The organism is Vreelandella indica, assembly GCF_037070225.1.
Lineage (GTDB): Bacteria > Pseudomonadota > Gammaproteobacteria > Pseudomonadales > Halomonadaceae > Vreelandella > Vreelandella arctica.
In genome coordinates this window covers 52,751-75,712 of sequence record NZ_JBANSO010000009.1, presented here as the reverse complement: position 1 = coordinate 75,712, position 22,962 = coordinate 52,751, and the positions used below count along the sequence as shown (strand labels likewise).

At 54.8% G+C, this 22,962-nt stretch carries 39 protein-coding genes, 1 tRNA gene and 1 pseudogene; 10 read left to right on the top strand and 31 right to left on the bottom strand.

Going from position 1 to position 22,962, the window contains the following annotated elements; genetic code table 11:
* Window positions 1-37 precede the first annotated feature (37 nt).
* A tRNA-Ser gene (locus tag V8L71_RS08220) sits at window positions 38-128 on the top strand.
* Between the two features lie 42 nt (window positions 129-170).
* Here the strand turns inward: V8L71_RS08220 and V8L71_RS08215 are convergent.
* The 30 genes and pseudogenes from V8L71_RS08215 to V8L71_RS08075 form a co-directional block, all read right to left on the bottom strand.
* The gene (locus V8L71_RS08215; RefSeq protein WP_336273791.1) at window positions 171-1,265 is read right to left on the bottom strand and encodes a tyrosine-type recombinase/integrase; all 1,095 of its coding nucleotides are present in this window, start codon (window positions 1,263-1,265) and stop codon (window positions 171-173) included.
* The gene (locus V8L71_RS20740) at window positions 1,148-1,465 is read right to left on the bottom strand and encodes a helix-turn-helix domain-containing protein (protein ID WP_431313171.1); all 318 of its coding nucleotides are present in this window, start codon (window positions 1,463-1,465) and stop codon (window positions 1,148-1,150) included. The genes V8L71_RS08215 and V8L71_RS20740 overlap by 118 nt, the downstream gene beginning before the upstream one ends.
* 145 nt (window positions 1,466-1,610) lie before the next feature.
* Window positions 1,611-1,907 carry a hypothetical protein gene (locus V8L71_RS08210; protein ID WP_336273790.1) on the bottom strand — a complete coding sequence of 99 codons (297 nt, stop codon included), beginning with the start codon at window positions 1,905-1,907 and terminating at the stop codon, window positions 1,611-1,613.
* Window positions 1,897-2,136, bottom strand: coding sequence for a hypothetical protein (locus V8L71_RS08205; RefSeq protein ID WP_336273789.1), 240 nt, complete (start codon window positions 2,134-2,136; stop codon window positions 1,897-1,899). The genes V8L71_RS08210 and V8L71_RS08205 overlap by 11 nt, the downstream gene beginning before the upstream one ends.
* 13 nt (window positions 2,137-2,149) lie before the next feature.
* Window positions 2,150-2,329 carry a DNA translocase FtsK gene (locus V8L71_RS08200; protein WP_336273844.1) on the bottom strand — a complete coding sequence of 60 codons (180 nt, stop codon included), beginning with the start codon at window positions 2,327-2,329 and terminating at the stop codon, window positions 2,150-2,152.
* A gap of 36 nt (window positions 2,330-2,365) precedes the next feature.
* Window positions 2,366-3,289: pseudogene (locus V8L71_RS08195) on the bottom strand (recombination-associated protein RdgC); the annotation flags it as partial.
* Between the two features lie 28 nt (window positions 3,290-3,317).
* Entirely contained in the window at window positions 3,318-4,697 is a 1,380-nt protein-coding gene (locus V8L71_RS08190) for a DNA cytosine methyltransferase (RefSeq protein WP_336273788.1), read from the bottom strand.
* The gene (locus tag V8L71_RS08185; protein ID WP_336273787.1) at window positions 4,694-4,891 is read right to left on the bottom strand and encodes a hypothetical protein; all 198 of its coding nucleotides are present in this window, start codon (window positions 4,889-4,891) and stop codon (window positions 4,694-4,696) included. Before V8L71_RS08185 ends, V8L71_RS08190 begins: the two co-directional genes overlap by 4 nt.
* A 2-nt stretch (window positions 4,892-4,893) precedes the next feature.
* Window positions 4,894-5,040, bottom strand: a complete 147-nt coding sequence (locus V8L71_RS08180) for a hypothetical protein (protein ID WP_336273786.1) — start codon at window positions 5,038-5,040, stop codon at window positions 4,894-4,896.
* Window positions 5,037-5,315, bottom strand: coding sequence for a hypothetical protein (locus V8L71_RS08175; protein WP_336273785.1), 279 nt, complete (start codon window positions 5,313-5,315; stop codon window positions 5,037-5,039). Before V8L71_RS08175 ends, V8L71_RS08180 begins: the two co-directional genes overlap by 4 nt.
* Before the next feature lie 74 nt (window positions 5,316-5,389).
* The gene (locus V8L71_RS08170; protein WP_336273784.1) at window positions 5,390-5,611 is read right to left on the bottom strand and encodes a hypothetical protein; all 222 of its coding nucleotides are present in this window, start codon (window positions 5,609-5,611) and stop codon (window positions 5,390-5,392) included.
* 129 nt (window positions 5,612-5,740) lie between these two features.
* Window positions 5,741-6,364: a hypothetical protein gene (locus V8L71_RS08165; protein WP_336273783.1), complete on the bottom strand. Its 624-nt coding sequence runs from the start codon at window positions 6,362-6,364 to the stop codon at window positions 5,741-5,743.
* Window positions 6,339-6,827 carry a hypothetical protein gene (locus V8L71_RS08160; protein WP_336273782.1) on the bottom strand — a complete coding sequence of 163 codons (489 nt, stop codon included), beginning with the start codon at window positions 6,825-6,827 and terminating at the stop codon, window positions 6,339-6,341. Before V8L71_RS08160 ends, V8L71_RS08165 begins: the two co-directional genes overlap by 26 nt.
* The gene (locus V8L71_RS08155) at window positions 6,824-7,009 is read right to left on the bottom strand and encodes a hypothetical protein (RefSeq protein ID WP_336273781.1); all 186 of its coding nucleotides are present in this window, start codon (window positions 7,007-7,009) and stop codon (window positions 6,824-6,826) included. Before V8L71_RS08155 ends, V8L71_RS08160 begins: the two co-directional genes overlap by 4 nt.
* On the bottom strand, window positions 7,006-7,566 hold the full coding sequence (locus tag V8L71_RS08150; protein ID WP_336273780.1) for a hypothetical protein: 561 nt from the start codon (window positions 7,564-7,566) through the stop codon (window positions 7,006-7,008). The genes V8L71_RS08155 and V8L71_RS08150 overlap by 4 nt, the downstream gene beginning before the upstream one ends.
* Window positions 7,559-8,296 carry a hypothetical protein gene (locus V8L71_RS08145; protein ID WP_336273779.1) on the bottom strand — a complete coding sequence of 246 codons (738 nt, stop codon included), beginning with the start codon at window positions 8,294-8,296 and terminating at the stop codon, window positions 7,559-7,561. The genes V8L71_RS08150 and V8L71_RS08145 overlap by 8 nt, the downstream gene beginning before the upstream one ends.
* Window positions 8,268-8,798 (bottom strand): hypothetical protein, encoded by a 531-nt coding sequence (locus tag V8L71_RS08140; RefSeq protein ID WP_336273778.1) that lies wholly within the window; start codon window positions 8,796-8,798, stop codon window positions 8,268-8,270. The genes V8L71_RS08145 and V8L71_RS08140 overlap by 29 nt, the downstream gene beginning before the upstream one ends.
* 48 nt (window positions 8,799-8,846) lie before the next feature.
* Complete coding sequence (locus V8L71_RS08135) at window positions 8,847-9,620, bottom strand: hypothetical protein (RefSeq protein WP_336273777.1); 774 nt, start codon at window positions 9,618-9,620, stop codon at window positions 8,847-8,849.
* Window positions 9,621-9,785: 165 nt separating this feature from the next.
* Complete coding sequence (locus V8L71_RS08130) at window positions 9,786-10,814, bottom strand: RecT family recombinase (RefSeq protein WP_336273776.1); 1,029 nt, start codon at window positions 10,812-10,814, stop codon at window positions 9,786-9,788.
* A complete protein-coding gene (locus V8L71_RS08125) occupies window positions 10,811-11,896 on the bottom strand; it encodes a YqaJ viral recombinase family nuclease (protein ID WP_336273775.1) in 1,086 nt (361 codons plus the stop codon). Before V8L71_RS08125 ends, V8L71_RS08130 begins: the two co-directional genes overlap by 4 nt.
* Before the next feature lie 5 nt (window positions 11,897-11,901).
* Complete coding sequence (locus V8L71_RS08120) at window positions 11,902-12,918, bottom strand: hypothetical protein (RefSeq protein ID WP_336273774.1); 1,017 nt, start codon at window positions 12,916-12,918, stop codon at window positions 11,902-11,904.
* A gap of 74 nt (window positions 12,919-12,992) precedes the next feature.
* Window positions 12,993-13,562 (bottom strand): AP2 domain-containing protein, encoded by a 570-nt coding sequence (locus tag V8L71_RS08115; protein ID WP_336273773.1) that lies wholly within the window; start codon window positions 13,560-13,562, stop codon window positions 12,993-12,995.
* 12 nt (window positions 13,563-13,574) lie between these two features.
* Window positions 13,575-13,853 carry a hypothetical protein gene (locus V8L71_RS08110; protein WP_336273772.1) on the bottom strand — a complete coding sequence of 93 codons (279 nt, stop codon included), beginning with the start codon at window positions 13,851-13,853 and terminating at the stop codon, window positions 13,575-13,577.
* A complete protein-coding gene (locus tag V8L71_RS08105) occupies window positions 13,850-14,083 on the bottom strand; it encodes a hypothetical protein (protein WP_336273771.1) in 234 nt (77 codons plus the stop codon). The genes V8L71_RS08110 and V8L71_RS08105 overlap by 4 nt, the downstream gene beginning before the upstream one ends.
* Window positions 14,084-14,177: 94 nt before the next feature.
* Entirely contained in the window at window positions 14,178-14,750 is a 573-nt protein-coding gene (locus tag V8L71_RS08100; protein ID WP_336273770.1) for an HNH endonuclease, read from the bottom strand.
* Window positions 14,743-14,916: a hypothetical protein gene (locus V8L71_RS08095; protein ID WP_336273769.1), complete on the bottom strand. Its 174-nt coding sequence runs from the start codon at window positions 14,914-14,916 to the stop codon at window positions 14,743-14,745. The genes V8L71_RS08100 and V8L71_RS08095 overlap by 8 nt, the downstream gene beginning before the upstream one ends.
* A 103-nt stretch (window positions 14,917-15,019) precedes the next feature.
* Window positions 15,020-15,307 carry a hypothetical protein gene (locus tag V8L71_RS08090; protein WP_336273768.1) on the bottom strand — a complete coding sequence of 96 codons (288 nt, stop codon included), beginning with the start codon at window positions 15,305-15,307 and terminating at the stop codon, window positions 15,020-15,022.
* Between the two features lie 11 nt (window positions 15,308-15,318).
* Window positions 15,319-15,540, bottom strand: a complete 222-nt coding sequence (locus V8L71_RS08085) for a hypothetical protein (protein ID WP_336273767.1) — start codon at window positions 15,538-15,540, stop codon at window positions 15,319-15,321.
* Between the two features lie 544 nt (window positions 15,541-16,084).
* On the bottom strand, window positions 16,085-16,936 hold the full coding sequence (locus V8L71_RS08080; protein WP_336273766.1) for a hypothetical protein: 852 nt from the start codon (window positions 16,934-16,936) through the stop codon (window positions 16,085-16,087).
* Window positions 16,937-16,947: 11 nt separating this feature from the next.
* Window positions 16,948-17,781: a LexA family protein gene (locus tag V8L71_RS08075; RefSeq protein WP_336273765.1), complete on the bottom strand. Its 834-nt coding sequence runs from the start codon at window positions 17,779-17,781 to the stop codon at window positions 16,948-16,950.
* Here V8L71_RS08075 and V8L71_RS08070 point away from each other — a divergent pair.
* From V8L71_RS08070 to V8L71_RS08060, 3 genes are read left to right on the top strand one after another with little or no spacing between them, the layout of a single operon-like run.
* Window positions 17,774-17,980: a helix-turn-helix transcriptional regulator gene (locus tag V8L71_RS08070; RefSeq protein ID WP_336273764.1), complete on the top strand. Its 207-nt coding sequence runs from the start codon at window positions 17,774-17,776 to the stop codon at window positions 17,978-17,980. The genes V8L71_RS08075 and V8L71_RS08070 overlap by 8 nt on opposite strands.
* 33 nt (window positions 17,981-18,013) lie before the next feature.
* Window positions 18,014-18,631, top strand: a complete 618-nt coding sequence (locus tag V8L71_RS08065) for a DUF8585 domain-containing protein (RefSeq protein ID WP_336273763.1) — start codon at window positions 18,014-18,016, stop codon at window positions 18,629-18,631.
* Complete coding sequence (locus V8L71_RS08060) at window positions 18,628-18,876, top strand: hypothetical protein (protein WP_336273762.1); 249 nt, start codon at window positions 18,628-18,630, stop codon at window positions 18,874-18,876. The genes V8L71_RS08065 and V8L71_RS08060 overlap by 4 nt, the downstream gene beginning before the upstream one ends.
* On the opposite strand, the gene V8L71_RS08055 is transcribed toward V8L71_RS08060, so the two are convergent.
* A complete protein-coding gene (locus V8L71_RS08055; protein ID WP_336273761.1) occupies window positions 18,832-19,065 on the bottom strand; it encodes a hypothetical protein in 234 nt (77 codons plus the stop codon). The genes V8L71_RS08060 and V8L71_RS08055 overlap by 45 nt on opposite strands.
* 102 nt (window positions 19,066-19,167) lie before the next feature.
* Here V8L71_RS08055 and V8L71_RS08050 point away from each other — a divergent pair, with 102 nt between their 5' ends.
* From V8L71_RS08050 to V8L71_RS08025, 6 genes are read left to right on the top strand one after another with little or no spacing between them, the layout of a single operon-like run.
* Window positions 19,168-19,473 carry a hypothetical protein gene (locus V8L71_RS08050; protein WP_336273760.1) on the top strand — a complete coding sequence of 102 codons (306 nt, stop codon included), beginning with the start codon at window positions 19,168-19,170 and terminating at the stop codon, window positions 19,471-19,473.
* The gene (locus tag V8L71_RS08045) at window positions 19,470-20,195 is read left to right on the top strand and encodes a Rha family transcriptional regulator (protein WP_336273759.1); all 726 of its coding nucleotides are present in this window, start codon (window positions 19,470-19,472) and stop codon (window positions 20,193-20,195) included. The genes V8L71_RS08050 and V8L71_RS08045 overlap by 4 nt, the downstream gene beginning before the upstream one ends.
* Window positions 20,192-21,127 carry a replication protein gene (locus tag V8L71_RS08040; RefSeq protein ID WP_336273758.1) on the top strand — a complete coding sequence of 312 codons (936 nt, stop codon included), beginning with the start codon at window positions 20,192-20,194 and terminating at the stop codon, window positions 21,125-21,127. Before V8L71_RS08045 ends, V8L71_RS08040 begins: the two co-directional genes overlap by 4 nt.
* Before the next feature lie 2 nt (window positions 21,128-21,129).
* Window positions 21,130-21,951 (top strand): ATP-binding protein, encoded by an 822-nt coding sequence (locus V8L71_RS08035; RefSeq protein ID WP_336273757.1) that lies wholly within the window; start codon window positions 21,130-21,132, stop codon window positions 21,949-21,951.
* Window positions 21,948-22,493, top strand: a complete 546-nt coding sequence (locus V8L71_RS08030) for a hypothetical protein (protein ID WP_336273756.1) — start codon at window positions 21,948-21,950, stop codon at window positions 22,491-22,493. Before V8L71_RS08035 ends, V8L71_RS08030 begins: the two co-directional genes overlap by 4 nt.
* Entirely contained in the window at window positions 22,490-22,948 is a 459-nt protein-coding gene (locus tag V8L71_RS08025; RefSeq protein ID WP_336273755.1) for a recombination protein NinB, read from the top strand. The genes V8L71_RS08030 and V8L71_RS08025 overlap by 4 nt, the downstream gene beginning before the upstream one ends.
* Window positions 22,949-22,962: the final 14 nt, after the last annotated feature.

The following is a 22,962-nucleotide window of genomic DNA, read 5'->3' as shown; positions in this document are numbered from 1 at the left end:
TCCAAGGGAAAGCTGTTATTATACGCACCCATAAGCCGGAGGGATGGCAGAGCGGTTGAATGCACCGGTCTTGAAAACCGGCATAGGTTAATAGCCTATCCAGGGTTCGAATCCCTGTCCCTCCGCCACCAAGCTTATAAAGCCCTGTTTTTACGGGGCTTTTTTCGTTTCTAGGCTTTCTTTTTTCTTCCTAGTAACGCCTCGATACTATCCACCGGTTCTTTAGCGTGACCAGAACGTGACTGGAGCTTGGCCACCGCGTCTCTTGCTCGGTGTGGCGCAAGATGCGCATAGCGCTCGGTCATGTTAATGGTGGAATGTCCCAACACCTCCTTTACATCTGCCAGCGGCACACCTTCCGACACTAGCCAGCTTGCGCAGGTATGCCGCAAGTCGTGAATGGTGAAGTCCTTGATGCCCGCCAAACCGCACGCCTTCTTAAACACTGGATTAGGGTAGACGTAGCGACTTCCGTCTCGCTTGCAAAATACCCAAGGCGAAGAGGCGCAGTAGGTTTGTGAATATCGGTGGCGACGCGTTAATGCCGCCATCGCGGAATCGTTCATTGGTATGGTTCTTCGCTTGCCACCTTTGCTATCCTCTGGCTCTAGGGTTATTAAGGCGTGCTCCCAATTCACACGCCGCCATTCCAACTTTAATAGCTCGCCTTTCCTGGCACCGGTGTTCAATGCCATCTCAATGAAGTCAGCCAAGCGATCGCCTTCCCGCGTCGACTTGGCTTTTTCTATGAGCGTGTCCGCTTCCTTGCGCGTGATCCAACGAACACGTCCAGGCGGCTCTTTTAGCATTCGACCCTTCACAGGGTTGGGTAGTGGCCACTCCATATGAGTAACTGCATGGGTAATCATCGCCGCAAGTATCGCCAGCTCCCTGTTGATAGTTGCGGGTCCTACGCCTTCACTTTGCCGAAAAGCGATAAAGGCGCGGACATCCGCGCCTTCTAACGTGCCCATCACCTTGTCGGCACCAAGGAAGTCGTAGAGCTTGCCGGTTCGCATTTGAATATCTGCGAGCGATCGCTTGTCCTGACTCGCTAGCAGGTATTCTGTTGCTACTTCGGCAAAGCTGCGTTCCGGTGCTTCATTCCAGTAGGCTTGTCGGTAAAGCTGAGCTTTCCATTTTCCTTCTAATGCCTCTGCGGCTTGCTTATCGGTCGTCCTAGTAGAGCGTCTAACCTGTTCGCCGCCTCCCGGCGGGGTAAGTTTGACCCACCAGTAAGGCGAGTCTGGGCGCTTATACGGCATGGCTTTCCTCCCGTTATCGCGCCGGGTGCATCGGTAGTGTCGCTTACCGGTGCATCTCCGGCAATCATCGCTTTGAGTGCTTGTTTGTTGACGTAGGTCTTGCCGCCGATCTTTAGCCCTGGCAACGTGCCCGCCTTAACCCAGCGCGATACGGTTGCTGGGTGGCACGCAAGTTCTTTAGCAGCCTCATCACGGCTCATTAACATTTCGCCCATGGTTCTCTCCAGACACAAAAAAACCGCACAATGCGGCCGTTGGCTTTGTAAGCTCTAGTGGTTGTTATACTGGAATCTACCTACCCGGCTATTTCGGTTTTCCTTTTGTAGCCAATGAGGGCGGTAAGGCTTAGCGGCGCGGACTTGGCTTAGCGATAGGGCCTGCCCATTCCAGCGGCGCCCATCCGGGCAGCATTTCGTGATTAGTAAATCGCGGGCTAGTAGTCGGCTGGTCGATGGCTTGACCTCCGACTGTTACCACGTTGACGTAGTTTTCTAGCGGGACGGTGCGCGTTGCGACGGACACCTCAGCCATGACAGGGCGGTTGAAGTTCCAGCCGCGCGCCCAGTAGTGGGCGCTGCCTCCTGCGTCCATGACTTCCTGGAGGGCTGGCGGCTTTTGCCGCCATTGGTATCTAGGCATCATTGACCTCCTTGCATGGCTCTTCCTCGTCGTTGATTTCTGAGGCGCTGCCTGGATAGCCCTCTTTAACAACAATGGTGTGCGTGCCGTACTGGGTAAGCGTCGAACCTTTGCCCGCAATACTGCCGAGAAGGCCAAATATTTGACCCGTTCGACCTAGGTCCATGTCGTTAAAGCTGCCACCCTCGATGGTAAGGGTTAGGGTGGCGCGCTCGTTTTGATTGGTGCTCATGGGCGATGCTCCCCTAGGCGACTTTAAGCACAGTACGCTGGCCGCTGGTATTCATCGGCGATATCAGCCCGTTTTGCTCCATGGCTTCCACCAGGCGCGCCGCGCGGTTGTAGCCAATTTTGAACTGCCGCTGGATTGCTGCCATGGAGGTCTTGCCGGTCTTAGTTACAAACGCTACCGCTTGCGGGTACAGCGCATCTTCGGCGTCGTCCGGAGAGGACTGTGGGTCTGACGCTTCCGCTCTAACTGTTTCACCACCAAGCCACTCAATGATCCGATCTACTGAGTTGCCCAGCGCCCCCGCCATAGTGATGAAGTCTGTTTCCAAGCGAGCAAGGGCATCGTCACCATCGTCAGAGTGGTCAGCCTCTTCAATCAGCGCGTCGCCAAAGCGCAGCGACTTCAGCGATAGATCGTCGTGCATGACAAAGGACAGTTGGCCCTCAAGCGAGAGCGCTAGCTTGCTAGCCTGACGCCCACCTTCTAATAGCTGCTGCATTTCGTCGCTGTCTAGGTCAACTTGCCGGCCTTTTACAACGCCGTCGTCGCCTTTGGCTTTTAGCTCGACGCTATCACCAAGTTGCAGATCGGCAGGCCGTGACGCGGTATCACTTAGCCAGGTGGTCATCGCTCGCATAGGCAGCGATTGCGTAGCCAGTGGCGTAACTTTGAGACTCCCCAGGGTTTCGCGCAGTAGATCAAGCACATCCTCAGCGCGGCTTCGGCTAGAGGCGTCAACACCTATCAGGCCTCGCTTGGTATCCCACCAAAGGTCAATTTTATGGCTACGTACAAAAGCGCGCGGCATAAACTCTTCAGTCACTTGCTCTTTCAATGCGGTCTTTTCTTTCCGCGTCACTTTGCGGCCTTCGGCAGCCTCGATATCCGCTACACGCTCTTCAACTTCTTCTTTCACAACCGGCGCGGGGAGCAGGCGCTCTTGACGTAGCGCGCTCAAAAGGCGCTGACCTTGTATTTCGTGCATCATCTGACCGCTTCCTACACGGCCAGCAGGGGCAGCCCATCCAATACGGCGCGCATCGGCATCACCCAGTGGCTTGGCTCGGCCTTCTTCTAATATGACCTCCATTTGCTCTGGGCTAAGTAGTTGCTGATCGTGTAGACGGTAGAGTTGAATGTTTTTGAACCACATAGTATTTCTCCAGAAAACAAAAACCGCCTCAGTGGGCGGCGTTTGGGTTTGATATTGAGTCTACGGCTTGAATTCTCTCGCCAATCCAGCGCATGACAGGTACAGCCATGCTGTTACCTATAGCTTTATAGCGAGGCCCGTCGGGGCAGTCCTTGGCATTTTTTTTACGCCACGGGATGCATGTGTGGTTTTCTGGAAACCCTTGCAGGCGCTCACATTCGATGGGGGTTAGGCGGCGGACGGCGAGGTCATGAAGCGCCAAGTTTGGCCCTAGTGCTGTATCGCTGTTATCAGGCTGCTTGCCGTAGTTTTGCGTTATGGTCTGCGCAACTTGGCGAGTTGCCAGCACATGAGGTTTGTCGCCACCGCCAGTAGAGGCGCGCAACGCGGTAGCCACTTCGCCGCCTACCTCTGCAGTAGCACCGCCTTCGCGTCCACGCAAAGCGACGGTTACAGCCAATTGACCACCACCGTTAGGTAGCTTGCCCGCCATGGCTCTAAGTGTCGGAGAAAGGTCAGAAGTGCAGTCTCGGCCATCGTCTTTGCAGGAAAAAGCAATCGTGGCAACTGCCTGGGACACGCCTCTCGCGTCGCAGGTGTAAGCAGCTCCACTTTCTAGATACTCTTTACCTTGAGGGCCGGAAGTTGCAGCCCTTCCTATGCAATGGGGATGTATCGCAATCGCCTGACCAACAATTCCCGCGCCGCGCTGGCTAAACAACTCCTGATTGCTTGCGCCAATTCCGCCCGCATTGTGCGACTGACTTAGCGTGGGATGGGGCCCACCTTCCCAGTGGCTTGGGCTCTTAATGCAGCCTCCAGCATTACTGGCAAAGCTTTCCCTCGCGTCTCGGCTCGGCGCAGAATCCCCCGACAAGCTGTGGCGCTCAAAAAGTACCGCTGCGGCACGTCGCCAGTCTCCAAGGTGTCCGACAACGAACACACGGCGGCGTCTTTGGGCCACTCCGAAGTACTGAGCGTCAAGGATCCTGTAGGCCCACCCATACCCGAGTTTGCCCAAGCCCCCGAGGAAGGCTCCAAAATCCCCCCCCCTGTTGCTGGACAAGACGCCGGGGACGTTTTCCCATACCAGCCAGCGGGGGCGATGGCGCTCAGTAATGGCAAGATAGGTGAGGGCGAGGTTACCACGCGGGTCATCCAGTCCTTTTCTAAGTCCAGCGACGCTGAATGATTGGCACGGGGTTCCTCCGACGAGAACATCGATAGTTGCATCAGGCCACTCCTTAAATTTGGTCATATCGCCCAGGTTTGGCGTATCAGGCCAATGATGGTTAAGCACCGCTGAAGGGAAAGCCTCTATCTCTGAAAAGAACTGAGCTTTCCAGCCCAGTGGCTCCCAGGCGATGCTTGCCGCTTCGATGCCGCTGCAAACACTGCCGTAGTTCATAGAGGGATGGTCTCAATGTTATCGTTGATCCACTTCAGCTCGTCCGCGTGGGCAGCGTCCTGAAGCACAACGCGACCGCTAGGGTCGCGAATAATACGATGGTGGCCACCGCTGCCACGGCGGGGGATTCGCTCAATCTCGTAGCCATGTTTGGCCCATAGAGCGTTTGGGCTGTTGGGGCTGGGTGTGCCCATGACTATTCGTCCTCCTCTTCTTCAAGAAGCGGCACTTCCAGGTCGCTCATGTTGGAGAAGTCAGGATCGTCAGCCGTATAAACGCAGTTCAGGCAGTTGCTTTTACAGATGACGTTATTAACAGCCTCAAAGCGTTCTTGCTGCGTCATGACTCCACTCGCTTGGCCGTACGAAAGAACTTCTGCGTGCCTCGCCAGGAGCGCCCTATAAACTGGCGCTGGATGTCACGCTTGCATCGCCCGGTTGCCACTACAGTGCCGGGATGCCCACGACGCACAGCAACGTAGAAGTGGTCTTTACCGTTGCGCTTGTTAAGCAGTTGATTGGCTGCCATGCGTACAGCATCAAAGATAGAGTCGGCCTGATCGCCTTCCTTGAAGCGTCGAATGTAAAGCGTGCCTTTGGTAAATCTGAGTTGTGACATAAACCCTCCGGGCAATAAAAAGCCGCTCAATGGCGGCGGCGTTGTTGCGCGCAACGATGATCAAGCTGATGAACTCAACTGCCGCTCTCCTCGCGGGCCCAGCCCATGATCTTGTGCTTAATGAAGTCGCCTATGTGCGCAGCGACTGAACAGTGGCCCTTAGTAACGCCGTAGGTAGTGCAGTGTTCGCCGTGAGGCTCAGAGTCGCTTCCAGCCTTGCGGGCGATGATGATCACCTGGTCGTAGCCGTACTCCTGGGCGATGCGCTTGGCTGCTGTGATAGGGATTGGTTTCACTGCTCTTCTCCTGCCGGCTGCCCTGGCGTAGTGGCTGGCACTACCAACTACACACCCGCCAGCCGACGCACCCCAAAGCGGCCTTGCTTGCGATCTTTCGCAGGCGTTCGCGGTTTTCCTGGTGGCCAGCTAAGAGGCGATGCGCTGATATCGTTCATCGGTATCCTCCAGGCGTTTGAACTCAACGACCCACACCCATGGGTTAGCGCTCCAACCTTCAGGGCTGTGGATAGATTCCCAGAGCTGCCGGAATGCTTCCTGTGGTTGTTGACACAGCGCAATACCCTCTTCCAGTGCGTCTTTTGCGCTAATATCATTCAGCCGCTCAACGCGAACGCTGACGACCTCTAGCGTGATGCGTGAAGCCCAGCGCGGCATGTGGATAGATGGACGCCATTTAGGCGCGCCAGAGCGGTCGAACCCTTCACGAAAAACAGCAGCGGTGTAACCATCTGTTGGATGTTCAACCTGTTCGATAGTCCCGGTGCCAACGCTTGCGCGATAAGCAGTGCGCGGCAGCAAGGCATGTGCTTCACGTACCCACAGCCGATCACCGGGTTTGCCGTAAGGGCATCCGCGGTTATTGCGCTCAAGCAAGGCCATAAGAGCTTTAGGGTCACCCTCCCAAGGCTCAATGCTTTTATTAGTAACCATTCCAGGGGCTGGCTTTACTAGGCGCCGCGTCTGCGTTTTTCGTCCATCAAGCAGCGCGCGAACCATATCAGCGTTAAACAGTATCGGGCGTTGTTTCATTCTGCTCTCCACGTTGCGCGGCTTCGCTTAACCAGGCTTGCATTTGCAATAGCGTATCGCCGGGTTCGATTATTTCGCACTGGTTATTGGCGTGCTTGCCTTCGGGGTCATAGGACTCGCCATAGATCAAGCCGTAAGCGAGTGCATTTTCTTCAATGCAATCAGCATCCCAGCCCATGCCGCTTTCAAACAGGCCGCTAATGCCTTCTTGGGCAAACGCTGCCAGGGCGTCATGCTGCGACTTGAGCCTGGTAATCAGGCTAATGCACGGGCCGATCGGAATATCTTCACCTTCATTGACGAGCTCTGCTTTCATCGCCGTCAGCTCTTCGCAGGCGCGCATAAACTGCCTAAGCAGCGAGGCTCGCTCATCCTCGACCGCTTCAAGCTCTTCGCATACGCGATTGAGCTCTTCGTTTTCGGCCCGGTCCATGTCGCTAGGCCATACAAAACCTTCCGTCATTTAAGTAACTCCATTCTGTGCATGCGATCGGCAACGCGTGTGCTAAAGCGATGCTCAACGCGATGGGCGTGTTTCAGCGCGAACCACATGCGCCCGCCGCTGGCTTCGTACATGCGGTAACCGGCGTTGGTGGCGTGATTGTTAATGCGCTGCTGTAGGTCGGTAAGGCGGGTGATACTCATGCGACTGCATCCTCTTCCCGCTGCGCGCCTTCCGCTTGGCGGCGTAGCTCAGCGGCTCCACTGGCTATTTTTGCCGCCATCTCTGCGTCTGAAATGTGGTGTTCAACCAGCCTTTCTAATGCTTCCGCTTGCTTCAGCAGATCGCGGCGGGCCAGGCATTGGCTGGTGTCGTTATGGCTGTCGCGAATCAGCGTGAACATTTGGCTTATAAGAACCTCCTGTTCGTGTGAACCTTGCTCACAGTCGTCTATGGAGAGCCATATATTCCGCATGTCCGCTAACTCTGCTGACAGCGCCTGCTCTCTTTCCAAAGCGGCCATTAGCTCGCGCTTAGTGACGCGAATCTCATTTTCGTAGCTGATTGGCGTGCGGGCTGGTTCGGACAGCTTTAGGTCTTTGCCTTCATATACTTCGCCATTCAGCGCAGCTTCGGCCCGGGCGGCGATTACTTTGAGGCGCTTTGTCTGCGAGCGCGACGCTTTGGCCAGGCGCATAACGTGGTCAAGGGCATCTTCAAGCTGATTAACCGATAGCTGGTAAGGGATTTCTTTAGACATGGTGATTTCCTTCTAGGGGCAGCACATTGGCTTCATATTCGCCGTCGCCAGCTTCTCTAATGTCTTTGGCGGTGATGACGTACTCTCGGACGTTTTCAACCAGGTAAAAGCTCGGCTTGCAGTAAGCGTCCGCCCACGCCTCAATGAACGCTTTCAGCAGGGCGCCTTGCGCTGGCGTTACGTTGGGATATTCCTCTGCGAGCTCGCCAACATCGCCTTCCGCCGCCGCCTGCATTTGCTCGGTAACGGCATCGTAAGCGCCGGTGCTGTAGATGCTGCCGTGAAGCGGCTCGGAGCGCGTGCCTACATAGACAGTGCTGCCAGCCTCAATGCCATTTTCATTGATAAGCTCGCTGAGCGCGTAGGTGTTGAATGGGTCGCTTTCGTTAGATCCCCATACTTCAACTGCCTGGTCTACCTCTTCAGGCTTGCTTGCCGCTTCGGCGCGAACGATGCGCTCGTACTCAGCCATCAATAGAGCGATCGACTTCTCAATATTGCGCTTCGGGTCAGCGCTGGGCTTCCACGTACTGTCGTGCCAAGGCCAGATGGTAGGCGGCGGGGGCAGTTCATCGGTGCGAACCTGCGTCCAGCAAGCGGCGCGGGCGTAGCTTTCAGCGGCTGACGCTAGAACGCCTGGTGCATACGCATCATCGTTGGCAGCGTCGAACCCTTTTTCGTTGACTTGGCGGTGACGCTCTTCAAGCGCCTTGATTAGTGCAACACTCATTACTGGACTCCTTTTTGTTGTGCGAACCCAGCAGCACAGCGCGAATCTCGGCAAACCGAGCAGCGCTGTTACAGTTTCTTGGGTAGCGGTGAACAATCGCGTTGATTTGATCTAGCGTTTCGCTGTCGGCTTTGTGGGCAGCTACGCGAGGCAGGGTTTCAGTGGTTACGTCAGCACCGGCGGGCACGTCAACGCAGCTTGCAATCCGGTGCAGCGCTTCGGCTTGGGGCCTCAGCTGCGCTAGTTTTTCTTCGCCTCTTCTGCGGTGAGCCATTTCTTTCTGCTCAACCAAGACATACTGGTAAACCTCATGCTTCAGGCGTCTTAGTGCGATGCTGTCTTTTGCCAGCGCGTCGTTTTCTTCCGCTAGCGCAGCCTTCTCATCTAGCAGGTCTTCTTTATCAGTTAGCAGCTCGTCATTGACCAAACAGACGTGCTCTACAAAAGCTTCGCGCAGGCGCGCATCAACGGCCTGCGGCGTGCCGTGGTGAATGGCGATCATGGATGGTGGCTCCGGGGTGGGGCGCTGTTGCTGTGGAGGTGCTGTAGGTTAAACAGCGATGAAAAGCTGTGGCATTGCGGCAAGTTCATGTTCGCGAGCTTTTCGATCAGCTTCGTTAGAAATAATCTTTTCTAACTGACGCTCTGCAGACTCTTGCTTTAACTTATAAAGCGAAGAAAGTTTCTCAAAGTGTGATGCTAGCTTTTCTTCATCCGGTGTAAGTTCTGATCTATATCTATCTCTTTCTTCTTCAACCCAAAGAGGGAGATTTTCACTGCTCAGTCTGCTCAGCCATCTCATAGGTCTTTTTGAAGATTCCCATGCTTTGCCAACCCAGTCATCCCAGGCATGGTGAGCCTTTTCTTCACTCCCCCCGCACGCCAAAAGGACGCACTTAGGTGGAAAAGAGCTCGGAGTCTCAGCTCTTGCGTTTACTATCATTTCGGCAGCTTTTAGCGCCATTGCTGAAGATCGCTTTGCATCCTTTATCTTGTCTTCCGTTTTTATTATGTGTTCATTGAAATATTCATTACTGGACTCAAAAGAGAGCGCTCGCCTCATTAAAATTCCTGCTTTAGAAAATACAATCCAGATTTCTCCTTCGTGCTTGATCTTATACTTAACCACTCCCCATATTTCGCTATGCTCATCTTCCTGTGCAATTGGAAGTTGTCTGAAAACGGATAGCGTCATCTGCTTGCCGTTTACGTGTAACGCATTGATGGTTACTGCCATAGTGGAGAGTGACGCCTGCCGTGCTTCTATTTCCATGACAACCTCTGCGTCAGCTTTATGAATTAGAAGCCCTGTCTCGTAGGGCATACGGCCTGCTCACAGCCCTCCCGCGTTATGCGGTCAAGTCATCCGGCGCGCCAACGCCGGGTAGTACTCAACAAGGCCGGCACTGCGCAGACTGCGGTGGTTATTCCCCTTCAGGCACGCGACCCCCGACCATCCGCTGCGGTATCGCGTGCGACTACAATTGGGTTATTGCTGCTGAGCAGGCTGTTTCAGTGCGGCCAATCGGCCCTTGTAGGCTTCGCGGGCAATGTGCTGCTCGTTTTCGGGTAGGTGGCGCGCCATGTCTGCGGCCTCGGCTAGCTCATCATCGCTGCTGGCTTTCTTGATTATCTCGCATACGTAGGTGCAAGTAATTTCACCGCCAGGCCCTGCGCTCTGCTGCTCAGAATCGGGCAGCTGGTCGGCGGTTTCGTTCGGCTGCGCCTTGCCTCCTCGCTTCTCTGCAAGCTTGGCACGCGTTCGCGCCTGGGCAGTGTTGGGCAGCGGCTGGGCACCGGGCGTTGACTGTGGCTTTGGCGTTACGTCTCGCTCGCCAGCCTCTGCGCCGCGATCTGACAGCTCATCCTTCGTGTAAACCCCAAGAATCACGTCAGGGCAGTACAGTCGCGCCCAGCGCTTGATGGCAAGATAGGCTAGCTGCTGCTTTGGATCACTTGCCCAAAGGGTGGAGTTGCGCGTCTGCGCCTGAGTAAGCAGCAGCTCAAGCACGCGCGGATACTCTTCGCCTTTCATCGTCGCCCATACCCGAACGCCAAGCCCTTCTTCATCTTTTGATTGCCAGCCAGGTGCTTTGTACGTGCCTTTCTGCCCCTGCTTATCGATAAACTTGCCAATCACTTGCGACCAGTCGCCAAACCATTCGTACTCAAGTCGACCAGTGGTTGGGGCCATGGTAGTGATGACAGCATTCACAAGCTGCGCTTCATAACCCAACGTGCCCTGAACGACGTGCGTTTTTTGAGCCACTGCAAATGGGTTCATGCGCCATTGCGCGGCCTGCATGACTACCGCCATACAGTCGCCTGCGTTTCCCTGTAGGTGGTTGGGTACCGTTGATTTTCCGCTAGCCATTACTTGAGCCAAGTTATAAAGCTGGCTCATAGCGTTATGGTTGAAGAGAAGGTTTTGCATTTCTTCCTGCGTCTGAATGGCAGGCTCACCACCTGAGGAGGACGAGGGGGCTTGGAATTGATCTACGTTCTGATGCTGGCTCATGCGGCTTCTCCTTGGTTTTCGGTATCGGCTTCAAGCTGCTCACGCTCAGCCTTGCTGATCTTCGCTACACGACAATCGACGTAGCTGGTGGGCTCTACCTCGTAGCCAGCCCGCTTGACGATCTTGCGGCGGTAGCAACTGCCATCAGCGAAAGCTGCAACAGCGGCGTTGCCCATGGTCTTCAGGATCTGCGCACGGGCAGTTTTGGCGGTGGTTTCGAGCGCTTTGATTTCTGCCTTGGCGTCCTCTTCCACTTTCTTCCAGTGCTCCAGGTCGCTCATTTCAACTACGCGGCCATCAGTGCCTGGGTAAAGGCGCTTCAGCAAGTCGATCGCCTTGGGATGCTCAACATCAATCTCGGGCATTTCGCCGCGACAGATGGTGTCCCAAAGCTCACCCTCCAGCGCGATCAGGTCTTCAATGAGCTCATCGTCACGTAGGATTGGGTACCAGCGTGTTTCCCAGCCTGCGATGGTGACGACAAGGAAGCCCCATTCGTAACCGCTAACGGCTAGCTGCTGTTGCACTTGGATGAAGTAGTCTTCTGGCACTTCGCCGCTTGTACATAGGCCACCAGTGCCGTGTACGTTGTCCGGCTTGCCCCAGCCCTGCGAGAACTCCACGTTCTTTAGCTCGGCAACGCCGGGGCCTTTCACTGTCTTGCCGAATAGAAGCTCCATCCATGCGTACTGGGCTTCGCTGACACCCACAATCCGGCGGTCAAGGTTGGCCATCATGAAGGGGTGCTTGGGGTGAGCGAGCATGTAGTTGAAGTTCTGGACATTGAGCCCTGTGAACTCAGCGAAGCGTGACGCCGTGACAGGCTCCATGACATGGCCCATTGCCATCTTCATTTTGCGGCGATAGTTGGCGTCTGCATCGTCAGCAGCAAGCCCAAGCTTGCGCTCGGCAATCTCGAACGGGGTGCGGTGCTCGCTGGCACCGACAGCCGCGGCGGCTTCACTCGCGCCGATACCCAGCCCGCGAAGCTGTAACCACACCTCTTCAGGCATACCCAGCGTGGCAACACGGTAGTTTTCAATCAGCTCTTGGCGGGCGTCTGCAAATGTTAGCGTTGACATAGTGGTTACTCCTGGATGATCAAGTGACGGATGCGACCCGCTAAGAGGGCAGCGATAACCGCATCAGCGGCTGAAGAAAACAAATCGGCTTCGCTAATCAGGTCGGCACGAATAGCGTCAACCGCATCGCTAGGGCTGACGGCTTTGGGTGCGGGAGTTGATTGGATGGCCGTTTGGTCGCCGCCTGGGGCGCCCATGTCGACACTGACGACGGTGCGGCTTCGCTCGCCAGCGCTTGCGGCGGCATTTAAACGGCTCATTTCGATGGGACGGTTAGCAGGTGCCGTCACCGGCTCGACAATGTCCGGCTGCTCTGCCTCAGTACCAGCGGGAGCCGGGATCTCTACTTCCTCAGCCTTGGCGGCTTCCGCTTTTTGCGTCGCTTCAGCTTCGGCCTGCTGACGCTTCATTTCGGCAAGCTCTTCTTGAGCCTTGGCTGCGTCGATCATGCTGCCCAACTGCTGCATGGCCTGCTGTTTAGCGGCTAATGCCTCTTGCGTGAATTCGGCAAAGCGATCTTCACCGATGGGATGTGTGCGCAAGGCGTGGGCGGAAGCGGTCATCTCTAACACTGATTCGCCGATCAACTTGCCAGGCATTAAACGGATGTACTCGATCCCGGCCTTAATCTTTTCGACACGCTCACGCTCCTTGCGGTCAGCCTCCTCTTTCTCACGCTCCTTGCGCTGTTCTTCCGCTTTGATTTGCTCGTCGATCGGGTCTTCAAGCTGACGAAGGGCCGCGGTGATCGTTTTGGCCTCGTCGTCAATATCGCGGCAACGCTGAAGGGCGGGGGCCTTAATCGCCTTGCGCTTGTTTTCAAGCGCTGTCCGGTACCCGCGCACCTCTTTGCGGGCGGCCTTGGCTTCATTCATGCCCTTGGTGGTAGTAACTTCAAATACCAGCCCGCCGTATGTGTCTGCCAGCTTCTTCAGGGCGACGGCAGTGGGCTTGTACTCAGCAATCTGTAGCGCTTGCTCGTCAATGACGATGCTCTCCGCGCTTTCAGCAGTAGTAGTCATGGGGTATTCTCTCTTTGATTCGTGGGTAACGGATCGTGGTAGGGGTCTCGCTTCAGTTGTCGCTGGAGTGAGGCCTATTTGTATGGCTGTGGCTCGCCGTGACCTGAGCTAAAGCCAATGGAGTTGCGGAAGTCTTTAGAGGCTTTTTTTGCCTCATTCAGAGTATCAAAGGCTCCTATCCAGAAATAACGCTTCTTGCCATCTATCGTTTTTGTCGCTCTTGCCACCCACTTGCCGGTTTTGTTGTTCCTCCTAACCCCGCAAGCCCCAGACGTATTATTTGACTGGAGGCTTTTATTGGCATGGTTGAGCAAAGAGCCATCTCTTAAATTGACCCACCTGTTGTCTGTTGCATCGCGGTTTTCGTGGTCGATTTCTTCAGGCGGCTGACTTTTGGTCTTCAAAGCCCAGGCTATACGGTGGGCTTTGTATCTCCGCCCATTTAGCTTTACGCGTATTACCCAGGTGCTTCCGGCTCTTTCTTTGTTTCCGGCTACCTTTCCCGGAAACCGTGCATTCCAGATAGATGCAGCGCGTTGAGTTTTGAAGTGTGATGCTGGCCTTTTTTTCCACACAAGCTCTCCTGTTTTGGGCTTGTATGTAAGGCAGCGAGAGGCCATTTCGATATCTATTTCTATCATCATTAATGGCCTTTTTTATGCCCAGGCGCGGGCTTCTAGTGAGTCGATGTAAGCGTCAATGGACGCTTCGTCACGACTGGCCTGAAGGCTGGCTTCGTATTGCTCAAGAATGGCTTGGTCATCTTCGTCGGTGATTTTCGCCATCAGCCAACCCGCCTTGCGGCTGCGAAGATCGTAGACCGTGTACTCTATTTCAGGGCCACTCGGTGGCTCATCTGGGCCGCCACGGGTAGCGGGCTCATAGTTGATAACGCTGACTTGGCAGGGTATGCCTGCAATGCGCGCTTTCATCATGGTGCTGACCGCATGCCGGGGCAGTGGTCTTCAGCAATGCCACGGTAATCGGGATGACCGGTGCGGTCGTTAGGGCCAATGCCCCGCGCTTCCTCAGCAGCCCAAACAGCTACCTCGGCGCAATACGTCCGGTGCAGGCTCTCTTTATCGGCAGCACCTAGATTTGCCGCCAGTACCATGCCCAGGCCAAGAATCACCAAGGCCAAAGCGCTAAGTGTTTTCACTCGCATGTCAGCTCACCTATGGGTTTGTGCTATAAAAAAGACCGCAGTCTGCACATAAGCAAAAGCGGTCTTCTGGTATTTGTGGAAGGTGCTGCGAGCATCAGGACCGTTCCCCGTGACGCTCGCTAAAATCATTTTCAAGTCTAAATTTTTTAGATACAGCAGCGGCTTCATTAATGTCGTTAAAGGCACCCAAAAACCTTACCTTGCCGTTTGTTTTTGCTTGAGCGTGCCACTTATTAGACTGCTTGCTCCATACAACCCCAACAAAGCCGGAAGAGTTGCTTTTGGGCAGCTTGCTGTTTCTATTGTTGATGTAGCCGGTTCCGTCTCTTAGGTTTATCCACGCATTGTTAAGCGAGTCGCCGTCTTCATGGTCTATCTGCCAGGGCGGGTTTTCACCGGTAACCCATGCCCATATGATTCGATGTGCTGCATAGTCAGATCCCATGAACCTGACGTTTATATATGACCTTGAAGAGGATTCGCGTACGTGGCCAGCAGGCTTATGGGCATACCTTTTGTTCCACTTAGCATTGTGCCGGTTGGCGTTAACGTCTCTTTCTCGCCATATAAGCTCGCCAGTTTCGGCGTTGTAATTAAATTGCTTTCTAACTTCTTGAGGGTCGATTTCCTTGACCCTTGCGATTGCTGCGCCGGTAGCTTTACTCATGCCAAACCTCTTTAAGCTGCCGTTGTAGCGTCAGATCGGCGCGGAACTGATCAATCGCGAGCCGCAGCCGGTACCGACCTGAAGCGCCCTCATCCATTTGCCGCTCACGCTCTCGCTGACTTAGCGCGCCGACCGGTTTAGCTGGGGTAGTTGTTTTTTTCGCCATACGATCTCCTTGGCCATATAACAGGCCCAAAAAAGCCCGCAGCAGGCGGGCAACAAAAAGCCACCGCATTTGGGTGGCTTGTCATCAGTTACTGCGCTGCCCGTTATCCGGGTCGCTTTGCCTTAATAGGCGCTTCGCCTGCTTGCAATGCCCAGCGGTTGAGCTCGCGAACGGCCTCTAGCGCAGCGGTTTTAGCTTCATCGGCTTTAGCCAATAACTGGTGCGCGCGCTCCGTGTCCATTTCGTAAACGACATTGCTGGCTAGCCGCTTGCTGCTATCGAGCAACGCGGTCAGCGCTTCGATATGGCGAAAATGCTCGGCTTCCAGTGTATTGATTTGCTCGCGTAACACTTTGCAGCGGCCAATCGCTTCGTAGGGTGTGTCGGTCATAAGCGTTCCTTTTACAGCTTGTTTAGTGCAACCAATCTAGGGCTGGCGTCATGCCAATCTTCTGGGCCACGAACCCCATCAAGACCTTCTATTGCCGCTTCCTTTGCTAGCTTAACAAGATTTTCAGCGGGCAAGGGAAGCCAGGATGTCACCGTCAAAGTCCCTTGCCACCAGGCGTATGCACCGCTTTTGGTGCGCTGTGTTGCCGAATAGAAATAGGTTCGTTTAATCATTCATTGTTCTCACGCTCAATTCGTGAATCTTCGCATCTAGGTAGCGGCTGCCCTTGCGGTTACGGCCAGGCTTTCCCTATCTTCTCAGTCGCTACGTGGATGCCCGCTCTATTCTAAGCCGAACGGGCAGGCATTCATCTCACTATCGCAGTTAGCGCGTTTAGCTTGATTGCACGCTGTGGAGTCGCTTACCTCCGCGCTTGCCGGCGCCCGCCAGGGTCTACGGCATTCCACCGCGATTATCCCGACGACCCGCTAGGGTCAGCGTGCCCACCTGTCCGGCATGAGGCCGGACAGGTGCCCCCTTACAAAGCCAAGGGGAGGGCGTGATAGATTTTTAAAGAGCGTTTCCGGTGAAGCCGTGTGCCCCGTCGGTGTGTTAAATATCACGCATTGTGTTTTATCTGTCAACCACGATACGTGATATTTTGAATGTAAAAAACGAAACGTGTTTAAAATCATTAAATTACTCGCACAAAAAAACCCGCCGATTGGCGGGTTGGTGTAGTGGCTTATGGTTGCTTCTGGCCTGTCTAGTAGGGCGCTAACCGTCAACTCTTTCCTTCATTGATGCAATAATGCGTTTTGCCTTGGCTTGGCTGCATCCCGTTTCGGCGGCGATTTCCTTTGGGGTCTTGCCGTTCTGATGGAGGTCAGCAACTTTTTTGGGAAGAACTTCCATATCAAAAATTATTTTTGCTCTCTCAACTGCACCATATAAATGGTCTTGCTCGACGCTGTCGCGGTCAATGAAGAATTTTCCTGCAAAATAAATACGTTGCTGATGATTGCTACACAATCCCCATCCTGAAGCGTAGGCCAGCTCTTGCCCCAGATCCGCCACTCTCTCTTGATGTTCTTGGTATGCCGCTTCTTCAGCCTCATCATAAAGCGGATCATCATATTCATCATCTATGAAAGGGTCTTCATCGGTTGGGCTGAGCACAAGCGATTGCCACGAAGAGCGCCTGTAAGCGAAGCAAAGCCCGCTTGCAGAGAGCAGATAAATATCTATGCCTAATGGCTTGCTGGCTAACGCCTGATGCTCTTCGCGAGCTCTCTTCTCTGGAGCGTCATTGCCAAAGAAAAAGCTAAAATGGTGGCCGGGATTGTAGCCGATGGCGGTATTTTCGTATCCATCAGGGCAAGTTTTGGTCGTCTCGATAACCACAAGGCTTATGTTCTGAGCTGGCGAACCCTTTAGGCGGTCAATGATGTCGAGACCAGCATCAATTCTAGGATGGATAAGGCTATGAGCATTGAGCTTGGGTGTTTCAATTACTTCTAAGCAGGGAATGCCTTCCTCGGAAAACAGTTGGTGTATCGCCTTGATGTCTTTAGGGATTGTCAGCGCATCCCCGCAGACTGACTTAAGCTGCTCAATATCCGAGGGCATGTGGATCTCCTTTAGCGCAGTCTCATATCGGCCACTACCACGCCTACTACGCGACAGTTTCCATTAATCTTTATGTAGGGTTCGTGCCAGTCAGGATTTAGGGCCTTGAGCATTCTTCCGTGACCAGGCTCTTCAATAAACCGCTTGAAAGTCGCTTCGCCGGTTTCTGTTAGCACCGCCACTACATCTTTGCCGTTTTCCGCCGAGCGCTCGGGGTCAACATAAATAAGAGTGCCAGGCATATATTCAGGCACCATTGATTCACCAACTACGCGCAAAACAAAGGTGGTTTCTGAGGCGCCAGTAGGCCGTGGATGCCATGTTATGGCCTCAGGGTCTCTCTCAACGTGGCAAACCTCTGACCACGCACCAGCCTGTACCCAGCTGATTTCTGGGCAAGCTCCTGCTGTATTGGTTGCAGGGACAACATTGACTTCCGCCCCTGAGTTAGACAAATGCTCATTATGGCTAAGCTGATCGCCCGTCCAAAGATAGCCCTCTGTAACGCCAAGCGCCCTGGCCAGGAGCGTGACATCGCCGCTCTTTGGCTCTCTAAGTCCGCGCTCATAATTAGAAACACGCCCTTGGCTTCCCCAGCCGCAGGCGCGAGCTAGATCTGGCTGGGTCATGCCTGCCTTTACCCTCGCAGCCTTTATGCGCTCGCCAATAGACCCCACTGCATAGCCCCTTTCATAAAGCTTGCGCTCTGCTTGCGCTGCTGCTTTGTGCGTTAAACGCACATTATTAACACGCTGCGTGATTAAGTCACTCGACGATTCGTGATTGATGAAACCACAAAATGTGATATTCTCGGTTAAAACAGCCTGAGGCGATGACATGGACATTCGTATTCTCCGGGCCAAGGCCGACATGACACAGCGGGAACTCGCTGAAGCCTGTGACCTGGGCCAATCAGCAATTGCCAATTATGAATCTGGCACTCGCACTCCAAGTTTTGAGGTGGCGAAAAAGATTATTGCTGCAATACGCGCCCGCGGCGTCGACGTTTCTATTGATGACGTATTCCCCCTAAGCGCCGCCTAACAACCACTTTAGATATCAGTAGGAGACATCTCTATGTCCAGCTACCGACACCCAAGCCGAGACGCACTCTTGCGCGATGCATTAGGCCAGCTCAAAGAACAGCGGGGAGTGGCATGCGAGCGCTTTGCTCGCGAATTGAATCGGCAGGTGTTTGCTTCATGCCCTAGCAAGGCGGAATCCCTGCACCTGCCTAACCTGGGCGCTTTCACGTCTGTCTCCGAAGAGTACGACCACGCCGTAATGAGCTGGGCAAAGCGGGTTCAGCGGTGGGCAAGCGGCGCGGTGGAGTTCCCGTCGTGGCTGGAAGAGCCCTGGTGCGACGCACTTGAGTCATTCGGTGACGATTTTGCTCGCGTCGGGCTGGTTCGTCGTCACGGCTTCATGGGCGTTAAGCGTCCAGACAGCGACGATCAAATGGCATGTGGTTTTGCTGCCCTTGGCGCAATTAGCCGTGAAACGGGCGACGTGATGGCGGTCATGTCTCGCATGCTGCATGACAAGAAGCTCAGTCCTAACGATCTGCCGATGGCTGACGAGGCATTAACGGAAATTGACGACGCGATCGTAGCGCTAATGAGCACGAGATCACTGATTGAGCGGAAGGTGCTGGGACGGAATCCAGGCGTTCGCTTGGCGGTGGCTAAACAATGATGATTGACGGCATTACAACAGAATTGCTGCTGACCATGGGCGGGGTGGCAGCGGGCTCGTTTATCGCGGGGTGGTTGTCTGCGCCATCGAGCAAAACGTCAAGTGCTGGCGTGGGGGCTCACCCGCTGCCTTGCTTTCTATTCAAGCCGGACATGTCGCGTGCAGAGCAGGTGGCGTGCTTACGGGAGATGGCTGACGAGCTAGAGACCCGCCCAGCGCAGCAGGAGGGTAGTGATAATGCCTGACAGAACACCTACCAGCACATCCGGCCAAAACCTTCGGCATCGCTGGAGCAATTTTGCGGTGCTTTCCCATGCGCTGCGCAGCGGCGGTGTGCGAACAAAGAAACCCGCCACTTGTGGGTGTTCAATCTCTTCTATTTCTTTGTCCCAAAAGCGCTCTTTGAGGCGTGCCCACCATGCTCGGATGGTCATTTACCGTCCTTTTTCCAAAGAAAACGCCCCGATCGGCTGGCACCGCGGGGCGTTGATTCTTCCATCTGAAATACAGATGAGGTCTTGCAGATGAGTAAAGCAATGTTAGCTGAAACACAGGCGAGCGTCCAGTTAATGGCCGCTTATGTCAGCGTCGGTCAAGCCGCTATGGCGTATCACCATGCTGCGCTAGAGCGCAAACAGGCGCGGCGGCGATACGTGGAGCTTCGCAATGAGTGGCTTACGGATAACGACTACGGGCGATCGATGAAAGACGCCCTAGAAGCGCCAGATTTTTTTGAAGTAACAGACGACGCCTACAGGGCCTTTGTTGAGGCTCGTCGCATTGAGCGAAATGCGCTGCGCCGTCTGGAAAGCCAATGCCGTAGGGCGGGAGGTGACTCATGAATATGCCAATGGTGTTAAGCGGCCCAACGATGTCGAGTCTCGATCTGCTCAATGTGATTAACGCTTCTCGCCAAGAGCATGAGCAAAGCGCTATTCGCCGCAACGATTTTCATGCTCGCGTCGTTGATGAGCTGGAAGGGGAGTTTTACGAAACTTTCGTAATACCTGCCGGGCCTAGTGGTGGCCGCCCTTCACAAGGTTTTCGACTTAATCACGATCAGTGCCTATTGGTGTCAATGCGAGAGTCAAAAGCCGTCCGCCGCTCTGTGTTGGAAAAGCTGAAACTCAAGGAGCAGCCCTACCACCTGCCCGCTTCAATGGCTGAAGCGCTACGCCTTGCTGCCGACCAAGCTGAGCGCATTGAGCAGCAGCAGCGCGAAATTGAACACGCCATTGCCACTAAAGCGCAAATCAGCAGCAGCCGCGAAGCCTCGGTAATGGGCAAGCTGTCCGCTGCCAGTCGCAAGATGAAACAGTTAGAGCGTGAGCTAGGCCGAAATTCGGAAGAAGCAACGGTAACTGCCGTTGAGAAAGCGATGGGCTGCAAGTACGGCAAACAAGGCTTCCAGCCGCTCAAAAAATGGTGCAAGGCCAACAACATCGTTCCGAACAAGGTTCCATGCCCACGGTATGGCGAGGTGGTGGCTTGGCCTGCTATGGCATGGATGGAGTGCTATCGCGTCGATCTGGCCGAGCTTTTCGGCAGGGAGGATTCGGCATGAGCAATCTAGCCCATATATCAGACCACGAACGCTATCAGGCTCAGCAGCAAGCCGCGCCTGAGAGCAGGAGTATCCAAGTGGAAGACGGATACACACGAACCGCCAATGCGCTCGTAGAGGCTTTTATGCGCGCTCCTCTTACAAGTCGCGAGGCTCGCGTCATCCGGGTTATTGAGCGCATGACTTATGGCTGGAACAAAGCTGAAGACTGGATCGCTGCATCCGTCATAAGCGAGATGACGGGCATGCCAGAGGGTAAGTGTTCCGAAACCCTTAATAGCCTTATCCGCAAAAAAGTGGTTACTCGTCGTGGCGGTGGCCGTTCTCCTGTGCGTATCAACAAAACGGTTTCCGAGTGGGATTTCACTGCTCAAAAGGCGCGAGTTACCCCAAAACGGAAGGCCGATCCAGAATGGGGTGAGTCACCCCAAAATGGGGTATCTGAGTCACCCCAAAATGGGGTGACACCTAAAGACATGAAAGACAAACCCCATCTCACTACGTTCGATGGGGATAGCGATTCCGCTCCAGAAAATCCAAAGCCTGCTGCGCCGAAGAAACCTGCCAAAGCAAAACCGGCTGCACTTGATCTTACCGACCTGCCGAGCGGGGTTTCTGCCGAAGCCGCCAAGGCGTTCATCGATCACCGCAAGGCGCTTAAAAAACCGCTAACGCAGCGAGCCCTAACACTCGCGCTTGGCGAAGCCGTGAAGGCCAGCGAAGCAATCCCAGGCATGACACCGGATCAAGCGATTGACGAAGCCATTTTGGCAGGCTGGCAGGGCGTCAAAGCCCAGTGGTTGATCAACCGCCTGGGCGGGTGTGGTGCAAGCCCTCAGCGCAGCGACGGCCGCAAGGGCTTTGCCCAACCGATGCCGGTGGGCTCCTACGGCGCCAACGATCTCGAATTACCTGAATGGGCGAGGGACTAACCATGGGACAGCCACTGACGACCACCCCCAAGGTGCGCGGCCAGCTAGCCAGCATGCTAGCCGGTACCGCTGACACCAAAGCTGAAAACTGCCGGATTCATGGCGCGTTTGCCAACACCAAAATGCCTAACGGCCAGTGGGCGGGATGCCCTGAGTGCGTGATGGACGATGCCAAGGGCGTTAGCCAGGCAGAAGTGAGCCAGACCAACGAAACCAGCAGCCGTCGGCGACTTGAGAAATTGCGTGAACAATCACTGATCCCTAAGCGGTTTGTTGACAAGTCCCTGGCTGGATTTGAGGCCAGCAGCCGCGAGCAAGCCTACGTGCAGAGTGTTTGCCGCGCCTACGTTACCAAGTTTGATGAACGGCTGGCACAGGGTGGTGGGCTGATCTTCACTGGTAGCGTGGGAACAGGCAAGAGCCACTTAGCCTATGCGATTGGCAATGCACTGCTAGCCAGCGGTCGCGTGGTCATGGGCATTGACGTTTACGAGTTGATCGACCTGATCAAAGAGCGCGCATTCAGCAAGGAAAAGGGCGCAAGCGAGCGTGAGGCTATCCGCGCCTTCGTCGGTGGCTTAGACCTGCTTATTCTGGATGAAGTCGGCGCGCAACTGGGTACCGAGTGGGAACGCCTGATGCTCTTCAAAATCATCAATGAACGCTACAAGCAGATGCTTCCCACGATCCTGATAAGCAACCTTGAGGCTGACCAGCTCGAAGACTACATGGGAAAGCGCATCATCGACCGGATGCAGGAAGGTGGCGGCGCTACGCTCAAGCTCGACTGGAGTAGCTACCGAACTCAGCGAGGTGCCGCATGAGCGATATTTCAACTAAAGCGCGTGACGCACTACACCAGGTCGCCTTTGCCGATCGCCGTGAGGAGCGTGTAGAGATTCTATTGCGCTATGCCGTGAAGGAAGGGGCAGAGGCGTTACTCGAGCTGTTCGCTGATTTAACCGAGTTAAGTGAACAGGTAATCGATAACGGTAAGCAGCACGCCATAGACACCTTGATCCAAGAAACCGACCTGCATCCGTACTCTGCCGAAAAACTGAACTACCCCAGCCTGAAGGGAGCATTGGTGGGCCTAAAGCAGGCCGATCGCGTGCCTAAGCATGCCCGCGAGCGCGTATGCATGGGATGCGCTTATCGCGCGGGCACGGTGGCTAACCAGTGTTTCGATACCCAGCAGGACACAGACATGGTGCTGGAGAGCGCCGAGAGGTTCTTGTGCCATGCCCGTGGCGTTGATGAGGCAACTGGCGAGCCTACGCGGCCCTGTATTGGTCACGTCTATGCCGCCAAGGCGCATGCCAAGGTCTTTATGGAAGATCGGCAAGGCCCTAAGGGTGAGGTATGACACAAAAACGTTCCGCCACCCAGGTTGAGTATTTGATCAGTTCGCAAAGGGAGCTAATGCCGGTGATTGGCCAAGCGACTGAAATGGCCGTTCGCGGGCTTAGGGCTGGGCCTGTCCGGTTAATTCTTACCCGCGTAGAGGAAAACCGCACTAGCGACCAAAACAAGAAGCTTTGGCCGATGCTTAACGACCTGTCTGAACAAGTGACCTGGTACGGCTACAAGCTGACTCCAGCGGAGTGGAAGGACTTTTCAACGGCTGCCCTGAAGCGTCACCGCATGGTACCGGGTATGGATGGCGGCATCGTGATGGTGGGGCTTAGCACTAGCCGTATGAGCAAGCGCGTCTTTTGCGACCTGATTGAGTGCATGTACGCCTTCGGTACCGAGCAGGGCGTCCAGTGGAGCGAACCCGCGTTAGCGCTCTATGACCAGTACAAGGAGGCCCGCAAGTGAGAGAGCAATTCGGC

Excerpts from the sequence above, each read along its gene's own strand:
- V8L71_RS08100 (WP_336273770.1), bottom strand. The coding sequence starts at position 14,750 with ATGAGTAAAGCTACCGGCGCAGCAATCGCAAGGGTCAAGGAAATCGAC.
- V8L71_RS08025 (WP_336273755.1), top strand. The coding sequence starts at position 22,490 with ATGACACAAAAACGTTCCGCCACCCAGGTTGAGTATTTGATCAGTTCG.
- V8L71_RS08070 (WP_336273764.1), top strand. The coding sequence starts at position 17,774 with ATGGACATTCGTATTCTCCGGGCCAAGGCCGACATGACACAGCGGGAA.
- V8L71_RS08145 (WP_336273779.1), bottom strand. The coding sequence starts at position 8,296 with ATGAGTGTTGCACTAATCAAGGCGCTTGAAGAGCGTCACCGCCAAGTC.
- V8L71_RS08175 (WP_336273785.1), bottom strand. The coding sequence starts at position 5,315 with ATGTCACAACTCAGATTTACCAAAGGCACGCTTTACATTCGACGCTTC.
- V8L71_RS08215 (WP_336273791.1), bottom strand. The coding sequence starts at position 1,265 with ATGCCGTATAAGCGCCCAGACTCGCCTTACTGGTGGGTCAAACTTACC.
- V8L71_RS08105 (WP_336273771.1), bottom strand. The coding sequence starts at position 14,083 with ATGCGAGTGAAAACACTTAGCGCTTTGGCCTTGGTGATTCTTGGCCTG.
- V8L71_RS20740 (WP_431313171.1), bottom strand. The coding sequence starts at position 1,465 with ATGAGCCGTGATGAGGCTGCTAAAGAACTTGCGTGCCACCCAGCAACC.
- V8L71_RS08165 (WP_336273783.1), bottom strand. The coding sequence starts at position 6,364 with ATGAAACAACGCCCGATACTGTTTAACGCTGATATGGTTCGCGCGCTG.
- V8L71_RS08045 (WP_336273759.1), top strand. The coding sequence starts at position 19,470 with ATGAATATGCCAATGGTGTTAAGCGGCCCAACGATGTCGAGTCTCGAT.
- V8L71_RS08075 (WP_336273765.1), bottom strand. The coding sequence starts at position 17,781 with ATGTCCATGTCATCGCCTCAGGCTGTTTTAACCGAGAATATCACATTT.
- V8L71_RS08060 (WP_336273762.1), top strand. The coding sequence starts at position 18,628 with ATGATGATTGACGGCATTACAACAGAATTGCTGCTGACCATGGGCGGG.
- V8L71_RS08080 (WP_336273766.1), bottom strand. The coding sequence starts at position 16,936 with ATGCCCTCGGATATTGAGCAGCTTAAGTCAGTCTGCGGGGATGCGCTG.
- V8L71_RS08055 (WP_336273761.1), bottom strand. The coding sequence starts at position 19,065 with ATGACCATCCGAGCATGGTGGGCACGCCTCAAAGAGCGCTTTTGGGAC.
- V8L71_RS08090 (WP_336273768.1), bottom strand. The coding sequence starts at position 15,307 with ATGACCGACACACCCTACGAAGCGATTGGCCGCTGCAAAGTGTTACGC.
- V8L71_RS08040 (WP_336273758.1), top strand. The coding sequence starts at position 20,192 with ATGAGCAATCTAGCCCATATATCAGACCACGAACGCTATCAGGCTCAG.
- V8L71_RS08115 (WP_336273773.1), bottom strand. The coding sequence starts at position 13,562 with ATGATGATAGAAATAGATATCGAAATGGCCTCTCGCTGCCTTACATAC.
- V8L71_RS08085 (WP_336273767.1), bottom strand. The coding sequence starts at position 15,540 with ATGATTAAACGAACCTATTTCTATTCGGCAACACAGCGCACCAAAAGC.
- V8L71_RS08065 (WP_336273763.1), top strand. The coding sequence starts at position 18,014 with ATGTCCAGCTACCGACACCCAAGCCGAGACGCACTCTTGCGCGATGCA.
- V8L71_RS08095 (WP_336273769.1), bottom strand. The coding sequence starts at position 14,916 with ATGGCGAAAAAAACAACTACCCCAGCTAAACCGGTCGGCGCGCTAAGT.
- V8L71_RS08130 (WP_336273776.1), bottom strand. The coding sequence starts at position 10,814 with ATGAGCCAGCATCAGAACGTAGATCAATTCCAAGCCCCCTCGTCCTCC.
- V8L71_RS08180 (WP_336273786.1), bottom strand. The coding sequence starts at position 5,040 with ATGACGCAGCAAGAACGCTTTGAGGCTGTTAATAACGTCATCTGTAAA.
- V8L71_RS08035 (WP_336273757.1), top strand. The coding sequence starts at position 21,130 with ATGGGACAGCCACTGACGACCACCCCCAAGGTGCGCGGCCAGCTAGCC.
- V8L71_RS08205 (WP_336273789.1), bottom strand. The coding sequence starts at position 2,136 with ATGAGCACCAATCAAAACGAGCGCGCCACCCTAACCCTTACCATCGAG.
- V8L71_RS08030 (WP_336273756.1), top strand. The coding sequence starts at position 21,948 with ATGAGCGATATTTCAACTAAAGCGCGTGACGCACTACACCAGGTCGCC.
- V8L71_RS08120 (WP_336273774.1), bottom strand. The coding sequence starts at position 12,918 with ATGACTACTACTGCTGAAAGCGCGGAGAGCATCGTCATTGACGAGCAA.
- V8L71_RS08185 (WP_336273787.1), bottom strand. The coding sequence starts at position 4,891 with ATGGGCACACCCAGCCCCAACAGCCCAAACGCTCTATGGGCCAAACAT.
- V8L71_RS08140 (WP_336273778.1), bottom strand. The coding sequence starts at position 8,798 with ATGATCGCCATTCACCACGGCACGCCGCAGGCCGTTGATGCGCGCCTG.
- V8L71_RS08150 (WP_336273780.1), bottom strand. The coding sequence starts at position 7,566 with ATGTCTAAAGAAATCCCTTACCAGCTATCGGTTAATCAGCTTGAAGAT.
- V8L71_RS08135 (WP_336273777.1), bottom strand. The coding sequence starts at position 9,620 with ATGCCCTACGAGACAGGGCTTCTAATTCATAAAGCTGACGCAGAGGTT.
- V8L71_RS08110 (WP_336273772.1), bottom strand. The coding sequence starts at position 13,853 with ATGATGAAAGCGCGCATTGCAGGCATACCCTGCCAAGTCAGCGTTATC.
- V8L71_RS08050 (WP_336273760.1), top strand. The coding sequence starts at position 19,168 with ATGTTAGCTGAAACACAGGCGAGCGTCCAGTTAATGGCCGCTTATGTC.
- V8L71_RS08160 (WP_336273782.1), bottom strand. The coding sequence starts at position 6,827 with ATGACGGAAGGTTTTGTATGGCCTAGCGACATGGACCGGGCCGAAAAC.
- V8L71_RS08210 (WP_336273790.1), bottom strand. The coding sequence starts at position 1,907 with ATGATGCCTAGATACCAATGGCGGCAAAAGCCGCCAGCCCTCCAGGAA.
- V8L71_RS08125 (WP_336273775.1), bottom strand. The coding sequence starts at position 11,896 with ATGTCAACGCTAACATTTGCAGACGCCCGCCAAGAGCTGATTGAAAAC.
- V8L71_RS08155 (WP_336273781.1), bottom strand. The coding sequence starts at position 7,009 with ATGAGTATCACCCGCCTTACCGACCTACAGCAGCGCATTAACAATCAC.
- V8L71_RS08190 (WP_336273788.1), bottom strand. The coding sequence starts at position 4,697 with ATGAACTACGGCAGTGTTTGCAGCGGCATCGAAGCGGCAAGCATCGCC.